Here is a 20,474-nt window from a genome sequence, read left to right as displayed (position 1 = left end):
AGCAGGCTCACGGCTCGCCAAGGCCGCCCGGCGACAGGGTCAGGACCTCCACCCCATCGTCGGTGACGGCGACCATGTGCTCCCATTGCGCGGACAGCTTGCGGTCCTTGGTCACCACGGTCCAGCCGTCCGGCAGCACGCGGGTGTAGCGCGTGCCCTCGTTGATCATCGGCTCGATGGTGAAGGTCATGCCTGGCTTCAGCACCAGGCCGTCGCCCGGCCGGCCGTAGTGCAGCACCTGCGGTTCGTCGTGGTAGACCTTGCCGATGCCGTGGCCGCAGTACTCGCGCACCACGCTGAAGCGCTCGCTCTCGGCGTACTGCTGGATGGCATGGCCGACGTCGCCGAGCGTGGCGCCCGGCTTCACCGCGCGGATGCCGCGCCACATCGCTTCGTAGGTGGCCTCGATCAGGCGCCGCGCCATCACCGAGGGCGTGCCGACGCAGTACATGCGGCTGGTGTCGCCATGCCAGCCGTCCTTGATCACGGTGACGTCGATGTTGACGATGTCGCCGTCCTTGAGGACCTTGCTGTCGCTGGGGATGCCGTGGCAGATGACGTTGTTCACCGACGTGCACACGGTCTTCGGGTAGCCGCGGTAGCCGACGTTGGCCGGAACGGCGCCCTGCACCTTGACGATGTGGTCGTGGCAGATGCGGTCCAGCTCGGCGGTGGTGACGCCGGGCTTCACGTACGGGCCGATCAGGTCCAGTACCTCGGCGGCCAGGCGGCCGGCCACGCGCATCTTCTCGATGTCCTGCGGAGTTTTCAGATTGACGGTCATGGCCGTCATTATCGCTCATCCCGGCGCTGGCTGAACGCGCCGGGCGCTTTGGCGGCTTTTTGGCACGCGGCCGTCACCATCCGCGCCTTCACCGTGATGAACGCGACGCGGCGTGGTCGTCATCTCATGTGAAAGCTGGATAGCGATCCAAAATAGTGTGAACTGGCGCGCATTTTGCACTGGCAGCGGCACCGGCGGTTGTCCGCCATCACCGAAGAACCCTGCCATGTACCTCTTCCATCGCGTTCTCGCCTTCCTCGTGCTGTTCGCCGCCGGGACCGGCCTGGCCTGGGCCCAGTCCGACTCGCGTACCTTCAACGTCAAGATCCAGATCACCAGCGTCTGCGACATCCAGACCGCGCCCACCGACGTCGATTTCGGCAGCGTCAATTCCACCCAGACCTCGATCAACAGCACCGGCACCTTGAACGTGCGCTGCACCTCCGGCACGCCGTACAACATCGCGCTCAATGCCGGTTCCGGCTCCGGCGCCACGGTCACCACCCGCACCATGGGCAGTGCCGACGCCAGCAATACCGCACGCGTGCCGTACGCGCTGTACCGCAACGCCGCGCGCACGCAGAACTGGGGCTCGACCATCGGCACCGACACCCAGGCCGGCACCGGCAATGGTGCAGTGCAACCGATCACCGTCTACGGCCAGGTCGCCAGCACCAACTACCCTGCCGGTTCATACAGCGACGTGGTCACCGCCACCGTCACCTGGTAACCGGAGCCGCCTGCATGCGTTCGCGACTGCCTTCCTTCCTGCGCCTGGCGGCGCTCGCCGCGCTGTGGCTGGCGGCGGCCGGCGCGGCTGTCGCCGCGAGTCTGCAGGTGGCGCCGACCTCGGTATCGCTGCGTGCCGAGGAGACCGCGCAGGGCCTGTGGCTGAGCAACAGCGGCGACGTACCGCTGCGCGCGCAGGTGCGCGTGTTCCGCTGGCAGCAGCGCGACGGCGAGGATGTGCTCGACCCCAGCGACCGCATCGCGCTCAGCCCGCCGATGCTGGAGTTGGCGCCGCACGCGCGGCAACTGGTGCGGGTGATCCGCCTGGACCCCGCGCCCGGCGCGCACGAGGACGCCTACCGCATCCTCGTCGACGAATTGCCCGGCCAGGATCCGGCCAGCGGCGCCAGCGCCGGGTTGCAGTTCGTGCTGCGCTATTCGGTGCCGGTATTCCTGCAGCCGGCCGTCGCCACCGCGCCGACGCTGCGCGCGCGGCTGGTCCGCGACGGCGCCGCGGAGGCGCTGGAAGTGGCCAACCAGGGCAACGGCCACGCGCAACTGGTGGACCTGCAGTTCGTCGCCGGCGACGGCCGGCGCACCGCGATCGCCGAAGGCCTGGCCGGCTACGTGCTGCCGGGCCAGCGCAAGCGCTGGCCGCTGCCGGCGGCGCTGGCGCAGACACAGGGAACGTTCGAGGCAAGGATCAATGGCGAGCCGCACGCGCAGTCGCTGGTCGTGGACACCGCGGCACCCTGAACTGCTGCTGGCGCTGTGGGTCGGCACTGCCGCGCTCGCCGTCGCCCAGCCGCAGGTCCTGCCCCAGCCCCAGGCCGCGGCACCGGCGCAGGAGACCCTGTACCTGGAGGTTACTCTGAACCAGACCCGCCAGCCCGGCCTGTTCCAGTTCCAGCGCGACGGCGAGCAACTGCGCGCCAGCGCCGCCACGCTGCGCCAGCTCGGCCTGCGCGTGGACGGCGACGACGCCAGCGCGGCGATCGCCCTGGGCGACCTGGACGGCGTGCGCTTCCGCTACGACGCCAACCTGCAGACGTTGGAGATCGACGCACCGGTGGCGCTGCTGGACGTCGCCACCACCCGGATCGACGCGCGCGGCGGCGTGCCGTCGCTGCCGGCGACCAGTTCCCCAGGCGCCCTGCTCGACTACGACCTCTACGCCAGCCGCCAGGGCGGCGCCAGCAATCTCACCGCCAGCGGCGAACTGCGCGCGTTCGGCCTGGGTCCGGGCCTGCTGCGGCAGTCCTTCGTCGGCCGCCTGTACCGCGAGCCGCAACGCGACTGGCGCGCCCAGGCGATCCGCCTGGACACGCAATGGCAGTGGTCGCTGCCCGAGCGCATGACCAGCGTGGTGCTGGGCGACACCTTCAGCAGCAGCACCAGTTGGAGCCGCACCGTGCGCCTGGGCGGCGTGCGGGTGGGCAGCGACTTCGGCCTGCAGCCGTATCGCGCGATCACCCCCTTGCCGGAATTCCTCGGCGAGGTCGCCGTGCCGTCCAGCGTGGACCTGTACGTCAACGGCATCCGCCAGTACGGCGCGCAGTTGCCGGCCGGGCCGTTCCAGCTATCCGCGGCGCCGGGCGTGGACGGCGCCGGCAATGCCCAGGTGGTGATCACCGACGCCTACGGCCGCACCCGCTCGCTGGCGTTTCCGTTCTATGCGACCCAGGACTTGCTGGCCAGCGGGCTGACCGACTGGTCGCTGGCGCTGGGCCGGGTGCGCGAGGAGTACGGCGTCGCCGATTTCGCCTATGCCGGCGACACCGTCGGCAGCGCCAGCTGGCGGCGCGGCCTCGGCCCGCGCTTCACGGCCGAGGCGCACGCCGAGGCCGGGGCCGGCGTGCGCAACGCCGGGGTCGGCGGCCTGTGGCTGCTGCCGCGTGCCGGCGTGTTCGGCGCCTCGCTGGCGCACGGCGGCGCTGCCGGCCAGCACGGCCTGCAGTACGCGCTGAGCTACCGCTGGAACAACGGCCGCTTCAACCTGGCGATGGACACCCAGCGCGCGCAGGCCGGCTACCGCGATGTGGCCGCGCGCTACGGCGCCGCGCCGCCGCGGGTCAGCGAGCGCGCCCTGTTCGGCAGCACCTGGAACGGCGTCGGCAACATCGCCCTGAGCTATGTGCGCCTGGCCTACCCCGACAGCGGCGACCAGCGCTATGCCAGCCTGTTCTGGACCCGCGCCCTGCCGCGGCAATCGTCGCTGAACCTGAGCATCAACCAGAACCTGGACCAGGCCAGCGACCGCAGTGTGTACCTGGGCTGGTCGATCGCCCTGGACGGCCGCCGCCAGGCGGGCGTGGCCATGCAGCGCATCGGCGCGCGCACCAATGCGACGGCGGACCTCAGCCAGGCGGCCGCCGCCGACGGCGGCAGCGGCTGGCGCCTGCAGGCGCGCGGCGGGCAGGACGGTGGTGGCGGGCTGGCCGAAGCCAGTTGGCGCAGCGCCAGCGCCCGTTATGCCGGTGGCATCGCCAGCGCCGGCGGCCAGACCTACGGCTATGCCGAAGCCTCGGGCGGCCTGGCCTGGATCGGCGGCGGCTGGTTCCGCGGCCGCGATCTCGACCAGGCCTTCGCCCTGGTCTCCACCGGCGGCGTCGCCGACGTGCCGGTACTGCTGGAGAACCGGCCGATCGGCCGCACCGACGCGCGCGGCTTCCTGCTGGTCACGCCACTGCTGGCCTGGCAGCACAACCGCCTGTCGATCGATCCGATGCGCCTGCCGGCGGAACTGCGGCCCGAGCAGGTCGACCAGATCGTGGTGCCGCGCGACCGCACCGGGGTGGTGGTGGCGTTCCCGATCCGCCGCAGCGACGGCGTGCTGGTGCAATTGCACGATGCCGCCGACCTCCCGCTGCCGGTCGGCAGCCGGGTGCGCGGCGCGGGCGTCGACACGGTGGTGGGCTACGATGGCCAGGCCTATGTGGAAGGGCTCGCGCCCGGCCGCAACGACCTGGAGGTGGACATGCAAGGAAGCCGTTGCCGGTTGCGGATCGAGCGCCCGGCGCAGGCACCGCCCACCCGGCTGGGCCCGCTGCGCTGCGTGCCGGAGACGGCGCCATGAGCGCGCGTGCCTGGCCGATGGCGCTGACGGCGCTGCTGCTGGCGGCCGTGGCGCTGCTGCCGCAGCGCGCCGCGGCCACCACCACCTGTACCGCGCAGGCGACGGCGGCGAGCTTCGGCACCCTCTCCGACACCGCCGCCACCGACACCACCGCGCAGATCCTGGTGACCTGCCAGACCGGCGCGATCAGCGTGCTGGGCACGATCTACGTGCGCATGTGCCTGAACATCGGCGAGGGCGCGCAGGGCGCCGGCTTCGGCATCACCCCGCGGCGCATGCTCAACCCGCTCAACGACATCCTGGGATTCCAGCTCTACCGCGACAGCGCGCGCAGCCTGATCTGGGGCAGCGCCCTGAGCGGCTCCACCCCACTGCAGGTGGACCTGACCTATTCGTCGCTGGCGACCGGCGGCACCGGCACCGCCACCTACACCATCTATGCGCGCGTCCCGCTGCAGAGCGGCATCGCCACCGGGACCTACCAGAACAGTTTCAGCGGCGTGTACACCAACCTGCAGTACCGCTACGACGAGCCGTTGGTCGGCAACCCCGCGGTGATTCCCACCTCCTGCACCACCGGCGGCAAAGGCGGCGGCACCTCGGTGCAGTTCCCGTTCGTGGCCAGCGCCACCGCCGCGCCGACCTGCACCATCGCCAGCATCGCCGACCTGGATTTCGGCACCCAATCGGGCCTGATCGACAATGCGCTGAACTACACCACCACGCTCAGCATGAACTGCCGCGCCCGCACCGCCTGGCAGGTGAGCCTGGACAACGGCCAGAACGCCAGCGGCAACGTGCGGCGCATGCGCAGCGCCAGCGGCCAGTACCTGACCTACGAGCTGTATCGCGACGCCGCGCGCACCCAGCGCTGGGGCAGCACCCTGAATACCGATACCCAGACCGGCACCGGGACCGGCAGCGCCCAGTCGCTGACCCTGTACGGGCAGGTTCCCGCGCGGCAGACCCCCGTCCCGGGCAGCTACAGCGACGTGGTCAAGGTCACCGTCACCTACTGAGGCCTGAACGGCGCCGCGGTGCCGGTCAAGTTGCCGGGATGGGAGCCGTTATCGGTTGTGTCTACTCCGGAGTGCCGATCGATGCGCCTGCCGTTTCTACGACCGCTGCTGTTGGCGAGCCTGTGCGTGGCCGGCGTCGACGCGGCGGCGCAGCCGGGGGCCGGCAGCGGCGGCGCCATGCTGCGGATCGGCATCCGCATCGAGCGCAGTTGCGAAATCGGCGCCGCGGCGCGCCCGCAGCCCGGGGCGCTGCCGACGGTCGCCTGCAACCGCCCGCTGGCCTACCAAGTCAGCATCGACGGCATGCCCGCGCCCGACGCCGCCACCGCCCTGGCCTTGAGCGTGCCCGCGGCGGGCGCCACGCCGCGCATCCCGGCGCGCTACGCCACGGTCGCGTTCTAGTGGGCGGTGCCCGCCGCATGCGTGCGCGCCTGCTGCCGGCGCTGCTGCTGGCGCTTGCCGGCAGTGCCGACGCGGCCGGGGTGCGGATCAGCCCGACCCTGGTGCAACTGGCTCCTGGCGAGACCAGCACCGAGATCTGGTTGAGCAACACCCAGGACCGCCCCTGGCAGGCCCAGGTGAAGGTGTACCGGTGGCGGCAGACCGACGGGATCGACGACCTGGAGAGCACCGACGAGGTCCGCACCAGCCCGCAATCGATCGACATCCCGGCGCAGGGGCGGCAACTGCTGCGGCTGGTGCGTCCCGGACCCGCCAGCGCCGACGAAGGCGCCTACCGCCTGGTGCTGGAGGAACGCCCCGCCCCAGCCGACCCGGCCGCACCGGCGCCCGCCACCCAACCCCCGCCCTTGCTGCTGCGCTATTCCACCCCGGTGTTCCTGAGCGCGGCGGACCCGGCAGCCGCGCCGCGCCTGAGCGCCCACCTGGTGGCCGGCGCGCGCGGGCCGGAGCTGGTCGTGCACAACCGCGGCAGCGCCCATGCCCGGCTCAGCGACCTGAGCTTCGTCGGCGCCGACGGCCGCACCCTGCCCCTGTTCCCCAGCCTCGCCGGCTACGTCCTGGCCGGCGCCTACAAGCGCTGGCCGCTGCCGGCCGCCGCGACCGCGCCTGGCGGCCACTTCGCCGCCAGGCTCGACGACGAGGCGCCGCTGCAGGCCCTGCCCGCCGAGTGAACCGCCCGGCACATTGCGCCAGCGGCCCCCGCCAGGTATAGTGCGCGGCTTCGTCGTGCCCGTCATGGGCCGATGGACCGTCCACGCCGGACGCACCGGCGAATTCACACCTGCCGCCATCGCCCGTGTCGGGGTGCTCCGCAAGGAGTTCGGCCACGGAGGCGGCAGGGAGGCCCAACCCCGGAATCGTCGTGCGGCCCGCAAGGCCGCCGTCATGCGCGCGCTTCACCCATTCCTGCCCGCGCACGGCCGGTTCCCCATCAGGAGTCACTGCAATGCCCCAGGTCACCATGCGTCAGATGCTGGAAGCCGGCGTCCACTTCGGCCACCAGACCCGCTACTGGAACCCCAAGATGGCGCCGTACATCTTCGGCGCGCGCGGCAAGATCCACATCATCAACCTCGAGAAGACGGTTCCGCTGTTCAACGACGCGATGAACTTCATCTCCAGCGTCGCGCAGAAGCGCGGCACCATCCTGTTCCTGGGCACCAAGCGCAGCGCCCGCGACGCGGTGAAGGAAGAAGCCGAGCGTTGCGGCCAGCCGTTCATGACCCAGCGCTGGCTGGGCGGCACGCTGACCAACTTCCGCACCGTCAAGCAGTCGGTGGCGCGCCTGAAGGAGCTGGAAGCGGCCGAAACCGACGGCACCTTCGACAAGCTGGTCAAGCACGAAGTGCTGACCCTGCGCCGCGAGCGCGACAAGCTGGAAGCCTCGCTGGGCGGCATCAAGGAAATGACCCGCCTGCCCGACGCGCTGTTCGTCATCGACATCGGCCATGAAGACATCGCCATCAAGGAAGCCAAGAAGCTCGGCATCCCGGTGATCGCGGTGGTCGACACCAACTACAACCCGGACCTGGTGGACTACGCCATCCCGGGCAACGACGACGCCATCCGCGCCGTGCAGCTGTACGCCCGTGCCGCCGCCGACGCCGTGCTGGAAGGCAAGGCCGCTGCGCCGAACGCCGCCAGCGTGCGCGAGGAAGAGTTCGCCGAGGGCGGCGACGACAAGGGCCGCGGCCCGCGCAAGAACGGCAAGAAGGCCGAAGAGACCGCTCCCGCCGCCGAGTAACCGGCGCGCCATGCGGCTGCGCGATCATGCGCAGCCGCCGCCCGGCGCGTTCGGCGCGCCCGGCTTCGCGAGCGCCGCCCGCGGCGCCCGCTTCCCAGATCTACCGGCCGGCCGCAAGCCGGCCTTTTCCCACCTTTCGTGAGGACATCCCGTGGAAATCACTGCTTCCCTGGTCAAGGAACTGCGCGAGCGCACCGGCGCCGGCATGATGGAGTGCAAGAAGGCGCTCACCGAGAACGCCGGCAACATCGACAACGCCGCCGAGTGGCTGCGCAAGTCGGGCCTGGCCAAGGCCGACAAGAAGGCCGACCGCGTCGCCGCCGAAGGCCGCATCGCGATGGCCCAGGACGGCGGCAAGGCAGTCCTGGTCGAAATCAACTCCGAGACCGACTTCGTCGCCAAGGACAACAACTTCCTGGCCTTCACCGACGCCGTCGTCCAGGCCGCCCTGGCCTCCGGCGCCGCCGACGTGGAAGCGCTGAAGAGCGCCAAGCTGCCCAGCGGCGAGACCGTCGAGGAAGCCCGTGCCGCGGTCATCGCCAAGGTCGGCGAGAACGTGCAGGTGCGCCGCCTGGTGCGCATCGACAGCGCCAACAACGTCGCCGCCTACGTGCACGGCGGCCGCATCGGCGTGCTGGTCGAGGTCAAGGGCGGCGACGCCGACCTGGCCCGCGGCATCGCCATGCACATCGCGGCGATGAACCCGCCGCACATCAAGGCGTCCGACGTCCCGGCCGAGTTCGTGGCCAAGGAAAAGGAAATCGAGCTGGCCAAGATGTCGGAGAAGGACAAGGCCAAGCCGGCCGACATCCTGGAGAAGATCATCAGCGGCAAGATCGCCAAGATCGTCAACGAAGTCACCCTGTACGGCCAGCCCTACGTGCTGAACACCGACCAGACCGTGGAGCAGGCGGTGAAGGCCGCCGGCGCCGACGTGGTCGGCTTCCAGCGCCTGGCCGTGGGCGAAGGCATCGAGAAGGTGGTGGAAGACTACGCCGCCGAAGTGATGAAGCAGGCCGGCCTGGCCTGATCCCGCGCCCGGGAAGAAAAGAGCCGCGCATTGTCGCGGCTTTTTTTTTACGGGTGTACGCTGCACAGGCCGGGACAGGCCGCTCCCCCACCTCTCATTCCATGCCGTATCGGAAGTGCATGCATCCTGAACTCGAAGCGATCCTGAGCCACTCCCGCGACCTGCCCTCGCCGCCCGGCGTGGCCTTGCGTATCATCGAACTGGCACAGGATACGGACGTGGATCTGGCCGCCACCGCCGATGCCATCGCCATGGACATGGCGCTGAGCGCGCGCATGCTGCGCATCGCCAATTCCCCGCTGTACGCCAGCCGACGCCGCGTTGACAACCTGGGCCAGGCGCTGACCATGCTCGGCCTGAACGCCGCGCTGAGCCTGGCGCTGGGCTTCTCGATGGTGCAGAGCCTGCGCGGCGGCAGCGGCGAGCCGCAGGAACGGCTGTGGCGACGCAGCGTGCTGGCGGCGCTGGCCAGCCGCCTGCTCGGCCAGGCCGCGGGGTTGCGCAAGCACGAGGAGCTGATGCTGGCCGGGCTGTTGCAGGACATGGGCGCACTGGCCCTGCTGCACGTCTGCCACGACCGCTACGCCGCCCTGCTGCACGAGGCCGCCGGCGATCCGCAGCGGCTGAGCGCGCTGGAACGCGAGCACCTGGGCGCCGACCGCGCCGAGGTCGGCGCCTGGCTGGCGCACAAGTGGAAGCTGCCCACCTACCTGCAGCGCAGTATCGGCAGCGGCGGCGATACCAGCCCCGCGACCGAGCCCTTCGACATCTGCGTGCAGCTATCCGGCCGCATCGCCGACATCTGGCTTGGCGACGATCCGGAAGCCGCGCGCACCCACGCCATGCAGTGCGCCTATCGCGACCTGCAACTGGACAGCCGCCGCTTCGACGAGGTGGTGGGCCACATCGCCGAGGCGCTGCCGGCGGTCAGCCCGATCTTCGATGTGCGCATCGCCCAGCCGGAGCGGGTCGACGCGATCATCAGCCATGCCCGCGAACTGATGGTGCTGCGCAACCTGCGCGAAGTGCAGGAAGCCAACCGCGTGCGCCAGCGCGCCGACGAGTACGAGCAGCACGCACGGCGCCTGGCCGAACAGGCCAGCCGCGACGCGCTCACCGGCGTGTTCAACCGACACCAGCTGGACACCTTGCTCAAGCAGCAGTTCGAGCTGGCCAATCGCCACGACTGGCCGCTGTCGGTGGCCTTCATCGACCTGGACGATTTCAAGAAGATCAACGACGCGCACGGGCACCTGGTCGGCGACCAGGTCCTGCGCGCATTCGCGCAGAACCTGCAGCCGATGCTGCGCGCCAGCGACACCGTGGCGCGCTTCGGCGGCGAGGAATTCCTGGTGCTGTTGCCCAACACCGGCGAAGAGGCTGCGCTGGGCGTGATGCGGCGCATCCTCGCCGAGATCGCGCAGCGGCCGATGGCCGACACCAAGCAGGGGCCGCTGCACATCAGCTTCTCCGCGGGCGTGGCCACCCAGGGCGGCCGCGAGCGTTTCAACAGCGCGCAGGAACTGCTGCAGGCGGCCGACGACATGCTGTACAGCGCCAAGCACGGCGGTCGCAATCGCGTCACCGCGCGCTCGTGCGGCGAGGCGCAACGCTGAAGCATCGCTGCCGGCGCAGACGCGCTGGCGCGCATCGGCTAAAATCGTGTGGTTTGCCCGTCATCCCCCAACGAGGTCGCCATGTCCCAGCTCGCCTATCGCCGTATCCTGTTGAAACTGTCCGGCGAAGCGCTGATGGGAGACGGGGACTACGGCATCGACCCCAAGATCATCAACCGCCTCGCCCATGAGGTGATCGAGGCGCAGCAGGCCGGCGCGGAAGTGGCGCTGGTGATCGGCGGCGGCAACATCTTCCGCGGCGCCGGCCTTGCCGCCAACGGCATGGACCGGGTCACCGGCGACCACATGGGCATGCTCGCCACGGTCATCAACGCGCTGGCGATGCAGGACGCACTGGAAAAGCTCGGCGCCAAGGTGCGGGTGATGAGCGCGATCAAGATCAACGACGTATGCGAGGACTTCATCCGCCGCCGTGCGATCCGCCACCTGGAAAAAGGCCGCATCGCGATCTTCGCCGCCGGCACCGGCAACCCCTTCTTCACCACCGACTCCGGCGCGGCGCTGCGCGCGATCGAGATCGGCGCCGACCTGCTGCTGAAGGCGACCAAGGTCGACGGCGTGTACGACAAGGACCCGAAGAAGCACGCCGACGCCGTGCGCTTCGACAGCCTGACCTACGACGAGGTCATCGCCCGCAACCTGGAAGTGATGGACACCGCCGCCTTCGCCCTGGCCCGCGACAGCGACCTGCCGCTGCGCATCTTCAACATGGGCCAGCCCGGCGAACTGCTGAAGATCCTCCGCGGCGCCGAGATCGGCACGTTGGTCAAAGGTCGGGGCTGATGCCCCGACCCGGGATTTGGGATTCGGGATTGGGGATTCGCGAAGGCGTTGCGCGCTGCAGCATTGCGGGCGCAGGCGCGTTATCGCATCTCATTGCGCCTGAAGCGCCGCTTTTGCGAATCCCCAATCCCGAATCCCCAATCCCGGCCCCACGCCTTTCCCGGCTATAATCGTCCGATTCAGATTCAGCACGGACACCGGCGATGCTCAACGAAATCAAGCAAGACGCACAGACCCGCATGGCCAAGAGCATCGACGCGCTGCGTCATGCGCTCATCAAGGTGCGCACCGGCCGCGCGTCGACCGCCTTGGTCGAGCACCTGAAGGTCAACTACTACGGCTCGGACATGCCGCTGAGCCAGGTCGCCAGCGTGGCCGTCGCCGACGCCCGCTCGCTGACCATCACCCCGTGGGAAAAGCAGATGGTCGGCGCGGTCGAGAAGGCGATCCTGGCCTCGGACCTGGGCCTGACCCCGAACACCGCCGGCACCACCATCCGCCTCAACCTGCCCGCGCTCACCGAGGAGCGCCGCCGCGAGCTGTCCAAGGTCGTGCACGGCGAAGGCGAGGACACCAAGGTCGCGATCCGCAACATCCGTCGCGACGCCAACCAGCAGGTCAAGGACCTGCTGAAGGACAAGAAGGTCACCGAGGACGAGGCCCGCGCCAGCGAGGACGACATCCAGAAGCTGACCGACAAGGCGATCAAGGACGTGGACGACGTGGTCAAGGGCAAGGAACAGGAACTGATGGCGGTCTGAGCCTGCGCCTGCCGGCCATGCCTTCCGACCCCATCCCCATGTCCCTGCCCCGCCACCTGGCCATCATCATGGATGGCAACGGCCGCTGGGCGCAGCGTCGCCGCCGGCCGCGCGTGATCGGCCACCGCGCCGGCGCGCGTGCGGTCAACCGCACCATCGACTTCTGCCTGGAGCGCGGCATTGCCGCGCTGACCCTGTTCGCCTTTTCCAGCGAGAACTGGGGGCGCCCGCAGGAGGAAGTGGACGCGTTGATGAAGCTGTTCCTGCACGCGCTCGACCGCGAGGTCGACGAGCTGCAGCGGCGCGGCGTGCGCGTGCGCTTCATCGGCGACCGCTCGCGCTTTGCGCCGTCGCTGTGCGAGCGCATGGCCCAGGCCGAGGCGCGCACCCGCGACAACCAGGCCCTGCACCTGTCGATCGCCGCCAGCTACGGCGGCCGCCAGGACATCGCCCTGGCCGCGCGCGCGCTGGCCGAGGACGTCGCCGCCGGACGCCTGCGCCCGGAGCAGATCGACGAGGACGCGCTGTCGGCGCGCATGGCGCTGGCCGACCTGCCGCCGCCGGACCTGTTCATCCGCACCGGCGGCGACCTGCGCATCAGCAACTTCCTGCTGTGGCAGCTGGCCTATACCGAACTGTGGTTCACCGAGACCCTCTGGCCCGAGTTCGGCCCCGAGGTGCTGCAACAAGCCCTGGACGACTACGCCCGCCGCGAGCGGCGTTTCGGCCTCACCAGCGCGCAGGTCGCCGAAGCGGCGACGGAGAACGTTTCCGCATGACCCGTACCCGCGTCATCGCCGCGCTGATCATGGCCCCGCTGGCCATCTGCGCCATCCTGCTGCTGCCGACCCAGTGGCTGGTCGCGCTGGCCGCCTTGATCTTCCTGATCGGCCTGTGGGAATGGCTGAAGCTGGCCGAGGTCGACGACACCTTGCCGCGCACCATCCTGCTGATGCTCAACTTGCTGCTGATGGTGCTGCTGGTGTGGGCCTCGGCCGGCTCGCTGGTGCTGTTCCAGCTGACCACCCTGATCGGCGCCGGCTGGTGGTGCGTGGCGCTGCTGTGGCTGGGCTTCTACCGCTTCGGCTCCGACCACGCCACCTACGCGCGGGTGTTCAAGCTCGCCGCCGGCACCCTGGCGATCGTGCCGGCCTGGGCCGCGCTGGGCCTGATCCACGCCAGCGAGCCGAACGGCCACCGCTGGCTGCTGACCGCCCTGGCGACGGTGTGGGCCGCCGATTCCGGCGCCTATTTCGCCGGCCGCCAGTTCGGCAAGCACAAGCTGGCGCCGCGGATCAGCCCCAACAAGACCGTGGAAGGCCTCATCGGCGGCCTGCTGGCCGGCCTGATCGTGGCCGCCGGCTTCGGCTGGCTGGCCGGGGTGACCCTGCCGCACCTGCCCGGGCTGCTGATCGTGGCCGCGGTCAGCGTGCTGGCCTCGGTGGTCGGCGACCTGTTCGAGAGCCTGCTCAAGCGCCATGTCGGCGCCAAGGACTCGGGCAACGTGATTCCCGGCCACGGCGGCGTGCTGGACCGGATCGACGGCGTGCTGGCGGCGCTGCCGATCTTCGCGCTGGGCAAGGACATCTTCGGGTTCTGAGGCCAGTGAACACGCAACACAGCAAGGACCCGGCGGTCCGCACCATCGCCGTGCTCGGCGCCACCGGCTCGATCGGCGCCTCGGCGCTGGACGTGATCGCGCGCCATCCGCAGCGCTTGCGCGCCGGCGTACTGGCGGCCGGGCGCAACGTCGACGCGCTGCTGGCGCTGTGCGCCACGCACCGCCCCGCGCATGCGGTGATCGCCGATCAGGCGCTGTACCCGGCACTGCGCGACGGCCTGCACGCGGCCGGGCTGTCGACCCAGGCGCATGCCGGCGACGCCGCACTGGACCAACTGGTGGCCAGCGACGCCTGCGACAGCGTGGTCGCCGCGATCGTCGGCGCCGCCGGCCTGGCCTCGACCCTGGCGGCCGCCCGCGCCGGCAAGCGCCTGCTGCTGGCCAACAAGGAAGCGCTGGTGCTGGCCGGCGAACTGGTCACCGCGGCGGCCGCGGCCGCCGGTGCCGAGATCATCCCGATCGACAGCGAGCACAACGCCATCTTCCAGTGCCTGCGCTCGCGCCAGACCGGCACCGAGGTGCGGCGGGTGCTGCTGACCGCCTCTGGCGGCCCGTTCCGCGGCTGGGACCGCGCACGCCTGCAGGCGGTGACCCCGGCGCAGGCCGTGGCGCACCCGAAGTGGTCGATGGGACCGAAGATCTCGGTCGATTCGGCGACGTTGATGAACAAGGGCCTGGAAGTGATCGAGGCCCACCACCTGTTCGCGCTGGCGCCCGAGCGCATCGAGGTGCTGGTGCACCCGCAGAGCCTGGTGCACTCGCTGGTCGAGTTCATCGACGGTTCGACCCTGGCGCAGATGGGCCTGCCGGACATGCGCACCACCCTGGCGGTGGGCCTGGGCTGGCCGGAGCGCATCGCCTCCGGGGTCGCCGGGCTGGACCTGCTGGCGCAGGGCCGCCTGGATTTCGAGGCACCGGATCTGGACGCCTTTCCCTGCCTGGCCCTGGCCTGGCGCGCGATGCAGGCCGGCGGCAGCGCCCCGGCGATCCTGAATGCGGCCAACGAAGTGGCTGTTTCAGCCTTTCTTCAGGGCCGAATCGGTTTCCTATCGATTCCTGCGCTGGTCGAGAACGCCCTGACCGAGCTGCCTGCGGTCGCGGCCGATTCCCTGGACGCATTGCTGGCGGCGGATGCGCACTCGCGCAAGATCACCGAACTCGCCATTGCCCGCCACTTCGCCCATGCTTGATGCCCACGCCGCCATGAGCCACGCGCATGGGTAATTTCGTTGGCTCCATCTGGTGGATGCTGGTCAGCCTGGGCATCCTGGTGACGTTCCACGAGTTCGGACATTTCTGGGTAGCCCGCCGCTGCGGGGTCAAGGTGCTGCGCTTCTCGGTGGGCTTCGGCAAGCCGCTGTGGTCGCGCTACGACCGCCACGGCACCGAGTTCGCGATCGCCGCGATCCCACTCGGCGGCTACGTGAAGATGCTCGACGAACGCGAGGCCGAGGTCGACCCGGCCGAGCGCGCGCAAGCCTTCAACAACAAGAGCGTGTGGCAGCGCATCGCCATCGTCGCCGCCGGCCCCATCGCCAACCTGATCCTGTGCGTGGCGTTCCTTTGGGCGATGTTCGTCATCGGCAAGCAGGACTACGCGCCCATCGTCGGCCGCGCCGAGGGCCTGGCGCAGCAGGCCGGGTTCCAGGCCGGCGAGCGCATCGTCCGCGTCGGCGACCGCGACGTCGCGACCTGGAGCGAGGCCGCCATGCAGTTGACCGTCGCCGCCATGGACCGCGAGGACGTGCCGGTGCAGACCGAGGACGCGCAGGACGGCACCAACCATACCCGGACCCTGCGCCTGTCGCAGCTCCCGGTCGGTTTCGACGAGCGGCAGGTGCCGGCGCTGGCCGGCCTGACCTGGCGCTTCACCCTGCAGCCGGCGGTCATCGCCAACGTCGACCCCGGCTCGGCCGCCGACGGCGTGCTGCGCCCGGGCGACCGCGTGCTGGCGGTGGACGGCAGCCCGATCACCAGCGCCGACCAGGTCGCGCCGCGGGTGCAGGCGCTGGGCCGCGAGGGCGGCAACGGCCTGATCGAGGTCGAGCGCAACGGCGAGCGGCTGGCGCTGGAAGTCCATCTCAAGCAGACCGCCGGCAAGGGCACGCCGACCTGGCAATTGGGCGTCGGCATCGGCGAGCAGCGCCGGCCGGCCTACGACGCCACCCTGCGCTACGGCCCGCTGGCGGCGATCCCGATGGCCTTCGGCGAGACCGGCCGGCTGGCCGGCGACACCCTGGGCATCCTGCGCCGCATGCTGACCGGCGACGCCTCGCTGAAGAACGTGTCCGGCCCGATCACCATCGCCAAGGTCGCCAACATCTCGGCCAAGGAAGGGCCGGACGGATTCCTGAATTTCCTGGCGCTGCTGTCGCTGAGCCTGGCGATCATGAACCTGCTGCCGATCCCGATCTTGGACGGCGGGCACTTGCTGTATTACCTTATCGAGTTGGTCAAGGGCAGCCCGCTGAGCGAGCGCGCCATGGCGGCGGGGCAGTTCGTGGGCCTGACGTTGCTGGCAGGACTGATGGGGTTGGCGTTCTACAACGACCTCTTCGGGCAGGCCCTGCGATGACCCGCGCCGATCCACTCGACCCGCTGTCGTCTTGCGCCGGCGCCCATGCAACAACGATATCGACCTCTACCGGACGTGACATGACGAGATTTCCCACTCGCCGCCTGCTTGCCCTCGCCCTCGCCGCCAGCCTCAGCCTGCCGGCCCTGGCCCAGGTAGCGGAGCCCTTCACCGCCAGCGACATCCGCGTCGACGGGCTGCAACGCATTTCGTCCGGCACCGTGTTCACCTACCTGCCGGTAGAGCGCGGCGACACCGTGGACGAGGCCAAGGTCGCCGAGGCGATCCGTGCGCTGTACCGCACCGGCTTCTTCGAGAACGTGCGCGTCGACCGCCAGGGCAACATCCTGGTGGTCACGGTCAAGGAACGTCCGGCGATCAACAAGCTGACCGTCACCGGCAACAAGGACATCAAGAGCGAGGAACTGCTCAAGGGCCTGTCCGACATCGGCCTCAGCGAGGGCGGCACCTTCGACCGGCTGAGCCTGGACCGGGTGACCCAGGAGCTGACCCGCCAGTACAACAACCGCGGCAAGTACAACGTCGAGATCACCCCGACGGTGAGTCCGCTGGACCGCAACCGCGTCGACGTGGCCATCGCGATCAAGGAAGGCAAGGCGGCCAAGATCCGCCACGTCAACCTGATCGGCACCGAGAAGTTCCTCAACAAGGACATCCTGGAGAACTGGGAGTCGCGCGAGCACAACTGGCTGTCCTGGTACCGCCGCGACGATCAGTACTCCAAGGAAAAGCTCTCCGGCGACCTGGAGAAGCTCAACTCCTGGTACCTGGACCGCGGCTACGTCGACTTCAGCGTCGACTCCACCCAGGTGGCGATCAGCCCCGACAAGCGCGACATGTACCTGACCGCCGGCATCACCGAAGGCGAGCAGTACAAGATCTCCGACATCAAGGTCACCGGCGACACCATCCTGCCGCAGGAAGAGATCGAGAAGCTGGTGATCCCCAAGGCCGGCGACACCTTCTCGCGCGCGCTGCTGGAATACAGCTCCGACGCGATCACCAACACCCTGAGCAACATCGGCTACGCCTTCGCCAAGGTCACCCCGATCCCGACCACCGACCGCGAGAAGCGCACGGTGGCGGTGAACCTGCAGGTGACCCCGGGCCCGCGCGTGTCGGTGCGGCGCATCGTGTTCCGCGGCAACACCCGCACCTCCGACGAAGTGCTGCGCCGCGAAATGCGCCAGTTCGAGGACACCTGGTACTCGCAGGCAGCGATCGACCGCTCCAAGATCCGCCTGCAGCGCCTGGGCTACTTCGAGTCGGTGGACGTGGAAACGCCGCCGGTGCCGGGCAGCAACGACAAGGTCGACGTGGTCTACAACGTCAAGGAGACCACCTCGGGCAGCTTCACCTTCGGCCTGGGCTACTCGCAGACCTACGGCGTCACCACCTCGGTGCAGCTGTCGCAGAACAACTTCCTCGGCGGCGGCAACCGCGTCGCCGTGGACGCCTCGCGCAGCAGCTACCAGGAGCGCTACGCGTTCTCCTACACCAACCCGTTCTTCACCGACGACGGCGTGTCGCTGGGCTACAACCTGTCGTGGCGCAAGCTGGACTACTCCGACTTCGGCACCGCGCAGTACAACAGCACCAACGGCGCGGCGCAGGTGATCTTCGGCGTGCCGATCACCGAGACCGACAGCGTCTCGCTGATGTTCGGCATCGACAGCAACCAGATCACCACCTACCCCGGCTATACCCCGCAGGCGATCATCAACTACATCGATGCGATGGGGACCAAGACCTTCCACGCCTGGCGCAGCGAACTGGGCTGGGCCCGCGACACCCGCGACCAATACTTCATGCCGACCCGCGGCATGTACCAGCGCGTGGGTCTGGAAGCCACCCTGCCCGGCTCGACCGTGGAGTACTGGAAGCTCAACTACCAGATTTCCAAGTACTGGCCGCTGTCCTCGTCGCTGGTGCTGAATACGCGTGCGGAATTCGGCTACGGCGACAGCTACGGCAGCGACGTGTCGCGCGATATCTGCGGCACCACCACCACCAACAGCTCCGGCACGCCGGTGTATACGGCGCAGGCCTGCGACGGCACCAACCTGGTCCGCCGCGTGACGGCGTCGGGCCTGCCGTTCTACGAGAACTTCTACGCCGGCGGCACCAACTCGGTGCGCGGCTTCGAGGACAACACCCTCGGCCCGCGCTCGGAGGCCACTGCTTCCTATAGTCGCGGCCAGCCGCTGGGTGGCTCGTTCAAGACCGTCGGCTCCTTCGAGATGTACTTCCCGAAGCTGTTCGACAGCCCCTCGGCGCGCATTTCGGCATTCGTCGATTTCGGCAACGTGTTCAACGGCGTGGACAATTTCAAGACCAACGAACTGCGCGCCTCGACGGGTATCGCACTGCTTTGGCGCGCACCTGTCGGCCCGATCTCGATCAGCTATGCGATTCCGCTGAAGAAGGAAGACAACGACGAGATCGAGCGTCTCCAGTTTACGTTCGGTGGGCAGTTCTAAAGAACTGCCCGCCCGCTGCCAGGGTTTCCCCCTGGCAGCCAGGTTTTCGCTGCGCGAAAACCTGCCGGGGCTTGGCTTTCCAAATCCCCGCGCCTGTCGGCGCGCCCCCTTTACTAAAGGGGGCTTTGCTCCAGCCAGTTGTTTGCTCCAGCCAGTTGATCGCCACCTTCTCATAGCCAAGCTTGGGTAAGGTTCGCCGCGCCCTACGCGGCCGTACGTATGACCGTGCTGGTGGCACACGGTAGAATCTCCCGGTGAATACTTCGACCTATACCGCTGACGAGATCGCCGAGCGTTTCGGCCTGCAGGTGCATGGCGACGGCAGCGTCGCGGTGCATGGCGTGGCCACGCTGGCGCAAGCCGGCCCGGGACAGCTCAGCTTCCTGGCCAATCCCCGCTACCGCGCGCAACTGGCCGACAGCACCGCGGCGATCGTGGTGCTGCGCGCCGACGACGCCGAGGCCGCGCCGGGCACCGCGCTGATCGCGCGCGACCCGTATGTTGCCTTCGCCAAGATCGCCGCGCTGTTCGACGTGGCGCCGCTGCGGCCGCCCGGCATCCATCCCAGCGCCAGCATCGATCCCAGTGCGCAGGTCGCGGCCAGCGCGCACATCGGCGCGTTCGTCAGCATCGGCGCACGCAGCGTGATCGGCGAGGGCTGCGTGATCGGCCCCGGCTGCGTGATCGGCGAGGACTGCCAGGTCGGCGCCGGCAGCGAACTGATCGCCCGCGTCACCCTGGTCACCCGGGTGCGCCTGGGCCAGCGCGTGCGCGTGCATCCCGGTGCGGTGCTCGGCGCCGATGGTTTCGGCCTGGCGATGGACGCCGGTCGCTGGATCAAGGTGCCGCAGCTGGGCGGCGTCCGCATCGGCGACGATTGCGAGATCGGCGCCAACACCTGCGTGGATCGCGGTGCGCTGGAAGACACCACCCTCGAAGAAGACGTGCGCCTGGACAACCTGGTGCAGGTCGCGCACAACGTGCACATCGGCGCGCACAGCGCCATCGCCGGCTGCACCGGCATCGCCGGCAGCGCCAAGATCGGCCGTTACGTGATGCTCGGCGGCGCGGTCGGCGTGGTCGGCCACCTGGAGATCTGCGACAAGGTCGTGGTCACCGGCAAGTCGGTCGTACGCAACTCCATCCACGAGCCGGGCGAGTACTCGTCCGGCACCCCATTGACCGACAACCGCACGTGGCGCAAGAACGCCGCGCGCTTCAAACAGCTCGATGCCCTGGCCCGTCGCATCCTGTCTGTCAGCAAGGAGAAGGAATGAGCCACGATCAGCCCCTGCCGGACGCCACCCTGCCGGACATCAACCAGATCCGCGCACTGCTTCCGCATCGCTACCCGTTCCTGCTGGTGGACAAGGTGGTCTCGCTGGATTTCGAGAACCGCCGGATCGTCGCGCACAAGAACGTCAGCATCAACGAGCCGTATTTCCAGGGTCATTTCCCCGGCCAGCCGATCATGCCCGGCGTGCTGATCATCGAGGCGCTGGCGCAGGCCGGCGGCATCCTGACCCAGTTGGCGATGGGCCGCGACGCGCAGTCCAAGCTGTTCTACATGGTCAAGGTCGACAACGCCCGCTTCAACAGCCAGGTGGTGCCCGGCGACGTGCTGGAGCTGCATGTGGAAATCAAGCGGGTGATCCGCAACATGGCGGTGTACTACGGCGAGGCCAAGGTCAACGGCAAGGTCGTGGCCTGCGCCGAAGTGCTGTGCGCCGGCACCCGCGAATGACCCTGGCA

19 protein-coding genes are annotated in these 20,474 nt (G+C 69.4%); 18 read left to right on the top strand and 1 reads right to left on the bottom strand.

Features of this window, described 5'->3' with window-relative positions:
- Positions 1-7: 7 nt before the first annotated feature.
- Positions 8-784, bottom strand: coding sequence for a type I methionyl aminopeptidase (gene map, locus AC1PK7_RS07490; protein ID WP_010344028.1), 777 nt, complete (start codon positions 782-784; stop codon positions 8-10).
- Between the two features lie 226 nt (positions 785-1,010).
- Between map and AC1PK7_RS07485 the strand changes: the two genes are divergently transcribed.
- From AC1PK7_RS07485 to fabZ, 18 genes are all read left to right on the top strand, one after another.
- On the top strand, positions 1,011-1,514 hold the full coding sequence (locus AC1PK7_RS07485; protein WP_209244285.1) for a Csu type fimbrial protein: 504 nt from the start codon (positions 1,011-1,013) through the stop codon (positions 1,512-1,514).
- A 14-nt stretch (positions 1,515-1,528) separates the two neighbouring features.
- The gene (locus tag AC1PK7_RS07480) at positions 1,529-2,269 is read left to right on the top strand and encodes a fimbrial biogenesis chaperone (RefSeq protein WP_481100363.1); all 741 of its coding nucleotides are present in this window, start codon (positions 1,529-1,531) and stop codon (positions 2,267-2,269) included.
- Entirely contained in the window at positions 2,220-4,589 is a 2,370-nt protein-coding gene (locus AC1PK7_RS07475; protein ID WP_481100362.1) for a fimbria/pilus outer membrane usher protein, read from the top strand. The genes AC1PK7_RS07480 and AC1PK7_RS07475 overlap by 50 nt, the downstream gene beginning before the upstream one ends.
- Positions 4,586-5,608 (top strand): Csu type fimbrial protein, encoded by a 1,023-nt coding sequence (locus AC1PK7_RS07470; RefSeq protein ID WP_481100361.1) that lies wholly within the window; start codon positions 4,586-4,588, stop codon positions 5,606-5,608. Before AC1PK7_RS07475 ends, AC1PK7_RS07470 begins: the two co-directional genes overlap by 4 nt.
- Positions 5,609-5,689: 81 nt before the next feature.
- Entirely contained in the window at positions 5,690-6,010 is a 321-nt protein-coding gene (locus AC1PK7_RS07465; protein ID WP_481100360.1) for a hypothetical protein, read from the top strand.
- Positions 6,011-6,027: 17 nt separating this feature from the next.
- On the top strand, positions 6,028-6,741 hold the full coding sequence (locus tag AC1PK7_RS07460; RefSeq protein ID WP_481100359.1) for a fimbrial biogenesis chaperone: 714 nt from the start codon (positions 6,028-6,030) through the stop codon (positions 6,739-6,741).
- A gap of 275 nt (positions 6,742-7,016) precedes the next feature.
- The gene (gene rpsB / locus AC1PK7_RS07455) at positions 7,017-7,814 is read left to right on the top strand and encodes a 30S ribosomal protein S2 (RefSeq protein WP_010344037.1); all 798 of its coding nucleotides are present in this window, start codon (positions 7,017-7,019) and stop codon (positions 7,812-7,814) included.
- Positions 7,815-7,965: 151 nt separating this feature from the next.
- Positions 7,966-8,844 carry a translation elongation factor Ts gene (tsf, locus tag AC1PK7_RS07450; protein ID WP_019801311.1) on the top strand — a complete coding sequence of 293 codons (879 nt, stop codon included), beginning with the start codon at positions 7,966-7,968 and terminating at the stop codon, positions 8,842-8,844.
- A gap of 119 nt (positions 8,845-8,963) precedes the next feature.
- Positions 8,964-10,460, top strand: a complete 1,497-nt coding sequence (locus AC1PK7_RS07445; protein ID WP_481100358.1) for an HDOD domain-containing protein — start codon at positions 8,964-8,966, stop codon at positions 10,458-10,460.
- Positions 10,461-10,541: 81 nt separating this feature from the next.
- Positions 10,542-11,264, top strand: coding sequence for a UMP kinase (gene pyrH, locus AC1PK7_RS07440; protein ID WP_010344040.1), 723 nt, complete (start codon positions 10,542-10,544; stop codon positions 11,262-11,264).
- Positions 11,265-11,467: 203 nt separating this feature from the next.
- Positions 11,468-12,025, top strand: coding sequence for a ribosome recycling factor (frr, locus tag AC1PK7_RS07435; protein WP_010344041.1), 558 nt, complete (start codon positions 11,468-11,470; stop codon positions 12,023-12,025).
- Between the two features lie 38 nt (positions 12,026-12,063).
- A complete protein-coding gene (uppS, locus tag AC1PK7_RS07430; protein ID WP_254460956.1) occupies positions 12,064-12,804 on the top strand; it encodes a polyprenyl diphosphate synthase in 741 nt (246 codons plus the stop codon).
- Positions 12,801-13,625: a phosphatidate cytidylyltransferase gene (locus AC1PK7_RS07425; protein ID WP_209029776.1), complete on the top strand. Its 825-nt coding sequence runs from the start codon at positions 12,801-12,803 to the stop codon at positions 13,623-13,625. The genes uppS and AC1PK7_RS07425 overlap by 4 nt, the downstream gene beginning before the upstream one ends.
- A gap of 5 nt (positions 13,626-13,630) precedes the next feature.
- Positions 13,631-14,836: a 1-deoxy-D-xylulose-5-phosphate reductoisomerase gene (locus AC1PK7_RS07420; protein ID WP_481100357.1), complete on the top strand. Its 1,206-nt coding sequence runs from the start codon at positions 13,631-13,633 to the stop codon at positions 14,834-14,836.
- A gap of 26 nt (positions 14,837-14,862) precedes the next feature.
- The gene (rseP, locus tag AC1PK7_RS07415) at positions 14,863-16,221 is read left to right on the top strand and encodes an RIP metalloprotease RseP (RefSeq protein ID WP_481100356.1); all 1,359 of its coding nucleotides are present in this window, start codon (positions 14,863-14,865) and stop codon (positions 16,219-16,221) included.
- An 80-nt stretch (positions 16,222-16,301) separates the two neighbouring features.
- Positions 16,302-18,722 carry an outer membrane protein assembly factor BamA gene (gene bamA / locus AC1PK7_RS07410; RefSeq protein WP_481100355.1) on the top strand — a complete coding sequence of 807 codons (2,421 nt, stop codon included), beginning with the start codon at positions 16,302-16,304 and terminating at the stop codon, positions 18,720-18,722.
- Between the two features lie 254 nt (positions 18,723-18,976).
- Entirely contained in the window at positions 18,977-19,999 is a 1,023-nt protein-coding gene (gene lpxD, locus AC1PK7_RS07405) for a UDP-3-O-(3-hydroxymyristoyl)glucosamine N-acyltransferase (RefSeq protein WP_010344047.1), read from the top strand.
- Positions 19,996-20,466 (top strand): 3-hydroxyacyl-ACP dehydratase FabZ, encoded by a 471-nt coding sequence (fabZ, locus tag AC1PK7_RS07400; protein WP_010344048.1) that lies wholly within the window; start codon positions 19,996-19,998, stop codon positions 20,464-20,466. Before lpxD ends, fabZ begins: the two co-directional genes overlap by 4 nt.
- Positions 20,467-20,474 lie beyond the last annotated feature (8 nt).

Source organism: Xanthomonas sp. NCPPB 3174, from assembly GCF_056725205.1.
This window is presented reverse-complemented; position numbering and strand designations above follow the sequence as displayed.

Excerpts from the sequence above, each read along its gene's own strand:
- map (WP_010344028.1), bottom strand. The coding sequence starts at position 784 with ATGACCGTCAATCTGAAAACTCCGCAGGACATCGAGAAGATGCGCGTG.
- AC1PK7_RS07485 (WP_209244285.1), top strand. The coding sequence starts at position 1,011 with ATGTACCTCTTCCATCGCGTTCTCGCCTTCCTCGTGCTGTTCGCCGCC.
- AC1PK7_RS07480 (WP_481100363.1), top strand. The coding sequence starts at position 1,529 with ATGCGTTCGCGACTGCCTTCCTTCCTGCGCCTGGCGGCGCTCGCCGCG.
- AC1PK7_RS07475 (WP_481100362.1), top strand. The coding sequence starts at position 2,220 with ATGGCGAGCCGCACGCGCAGTCGCTGGTCGTGGACACCGCGGCACCCT.
- AC1PK7_RS07470 (WP_481100361.1), top strand. The coding sequence starts at position 4,586 with ATGAGCGCGCGTGCCTGGCCGATGGCGCTGACGGCGCTGCTGCTGGCG.
- AC1PK7_RS07465 (WP_481100360.1), top strand. The coding sequence starts at position 5,690 with ATGCGCCTGCCGTTTCTACGACCGCTGCTGTTGGCGAGCCTGTGCGTG.
- AC1PK7_RS07460 (WP_481100359.1), top strand. The coding sequence starts at position 6,028 with ATGCGTGCGCGCCTGCTGCCGGCGCTGCTGCTGGCGCTTGCCGGCAGT.
- rpsB (WP_010344037.1), top strand. The coding sequence starts at position 7,017 with ATGCCCCAGGTCACCATGCGTCAGATGCTGGAAGCCGGCGTCCACTTC.
- AC1PK7_RS07445 (WP_481100358.1), top strand. The coding sequence starts at position 8,964 with ATGCATCCTGAACTCGAAGCGATCCTGAGCCACTCCCGCGACCTGCCC.
- pyrH (WP_010344040.1), top strand. The coding sequence starts at position 10,542 with ATGTCCCAGCTCGCCTATCGCCGTATCCTGTTGAAACTGTCCGGCGAA.
- frr (WP_010344041.1), top strand. The coding sequence starts at position 11,468 with ATGCTCAACGAAATCAAGCAAGACGCACAGACCCGCATGGCCAAGAGC.
- uppS (WP_254460956.1), top strand. The coding sequence starts at position 12,064 with ATGTCCCTGCCCCGCCACCTGGCCATCATCATGGATGGCAACGGCCGC.
- AC1PK7_RS07425 (WP_209029776.1), top strand. The coding sequence starts at position 12,801 with ATGACCCGTACCCGCGTCATCGCCGCGCTGATCATGGCCCCGCTGGCC.
- rseP (WP_481100356.1), top strand. The coding sequence starts at position 14,863 with ATGGGTAATTTCGTTGGCTCCATCTGGTGGATGCTGGTCAGCCTGGGC.
- bamA (WP_481100355.1), top strand. The coding sequence starts at position 16,302 with ATGACGAGATTTCCCACTCGCCGCCTGCTTGCCCTCGCCCTCGCCGCC.
- fabZ (WP_010344048.1), top strand. The coding sequence starts at position 19,996 with ATGAGCCACGATCAGCCCCTGCCGGACGCCACCCTGCCGGACATCAAC.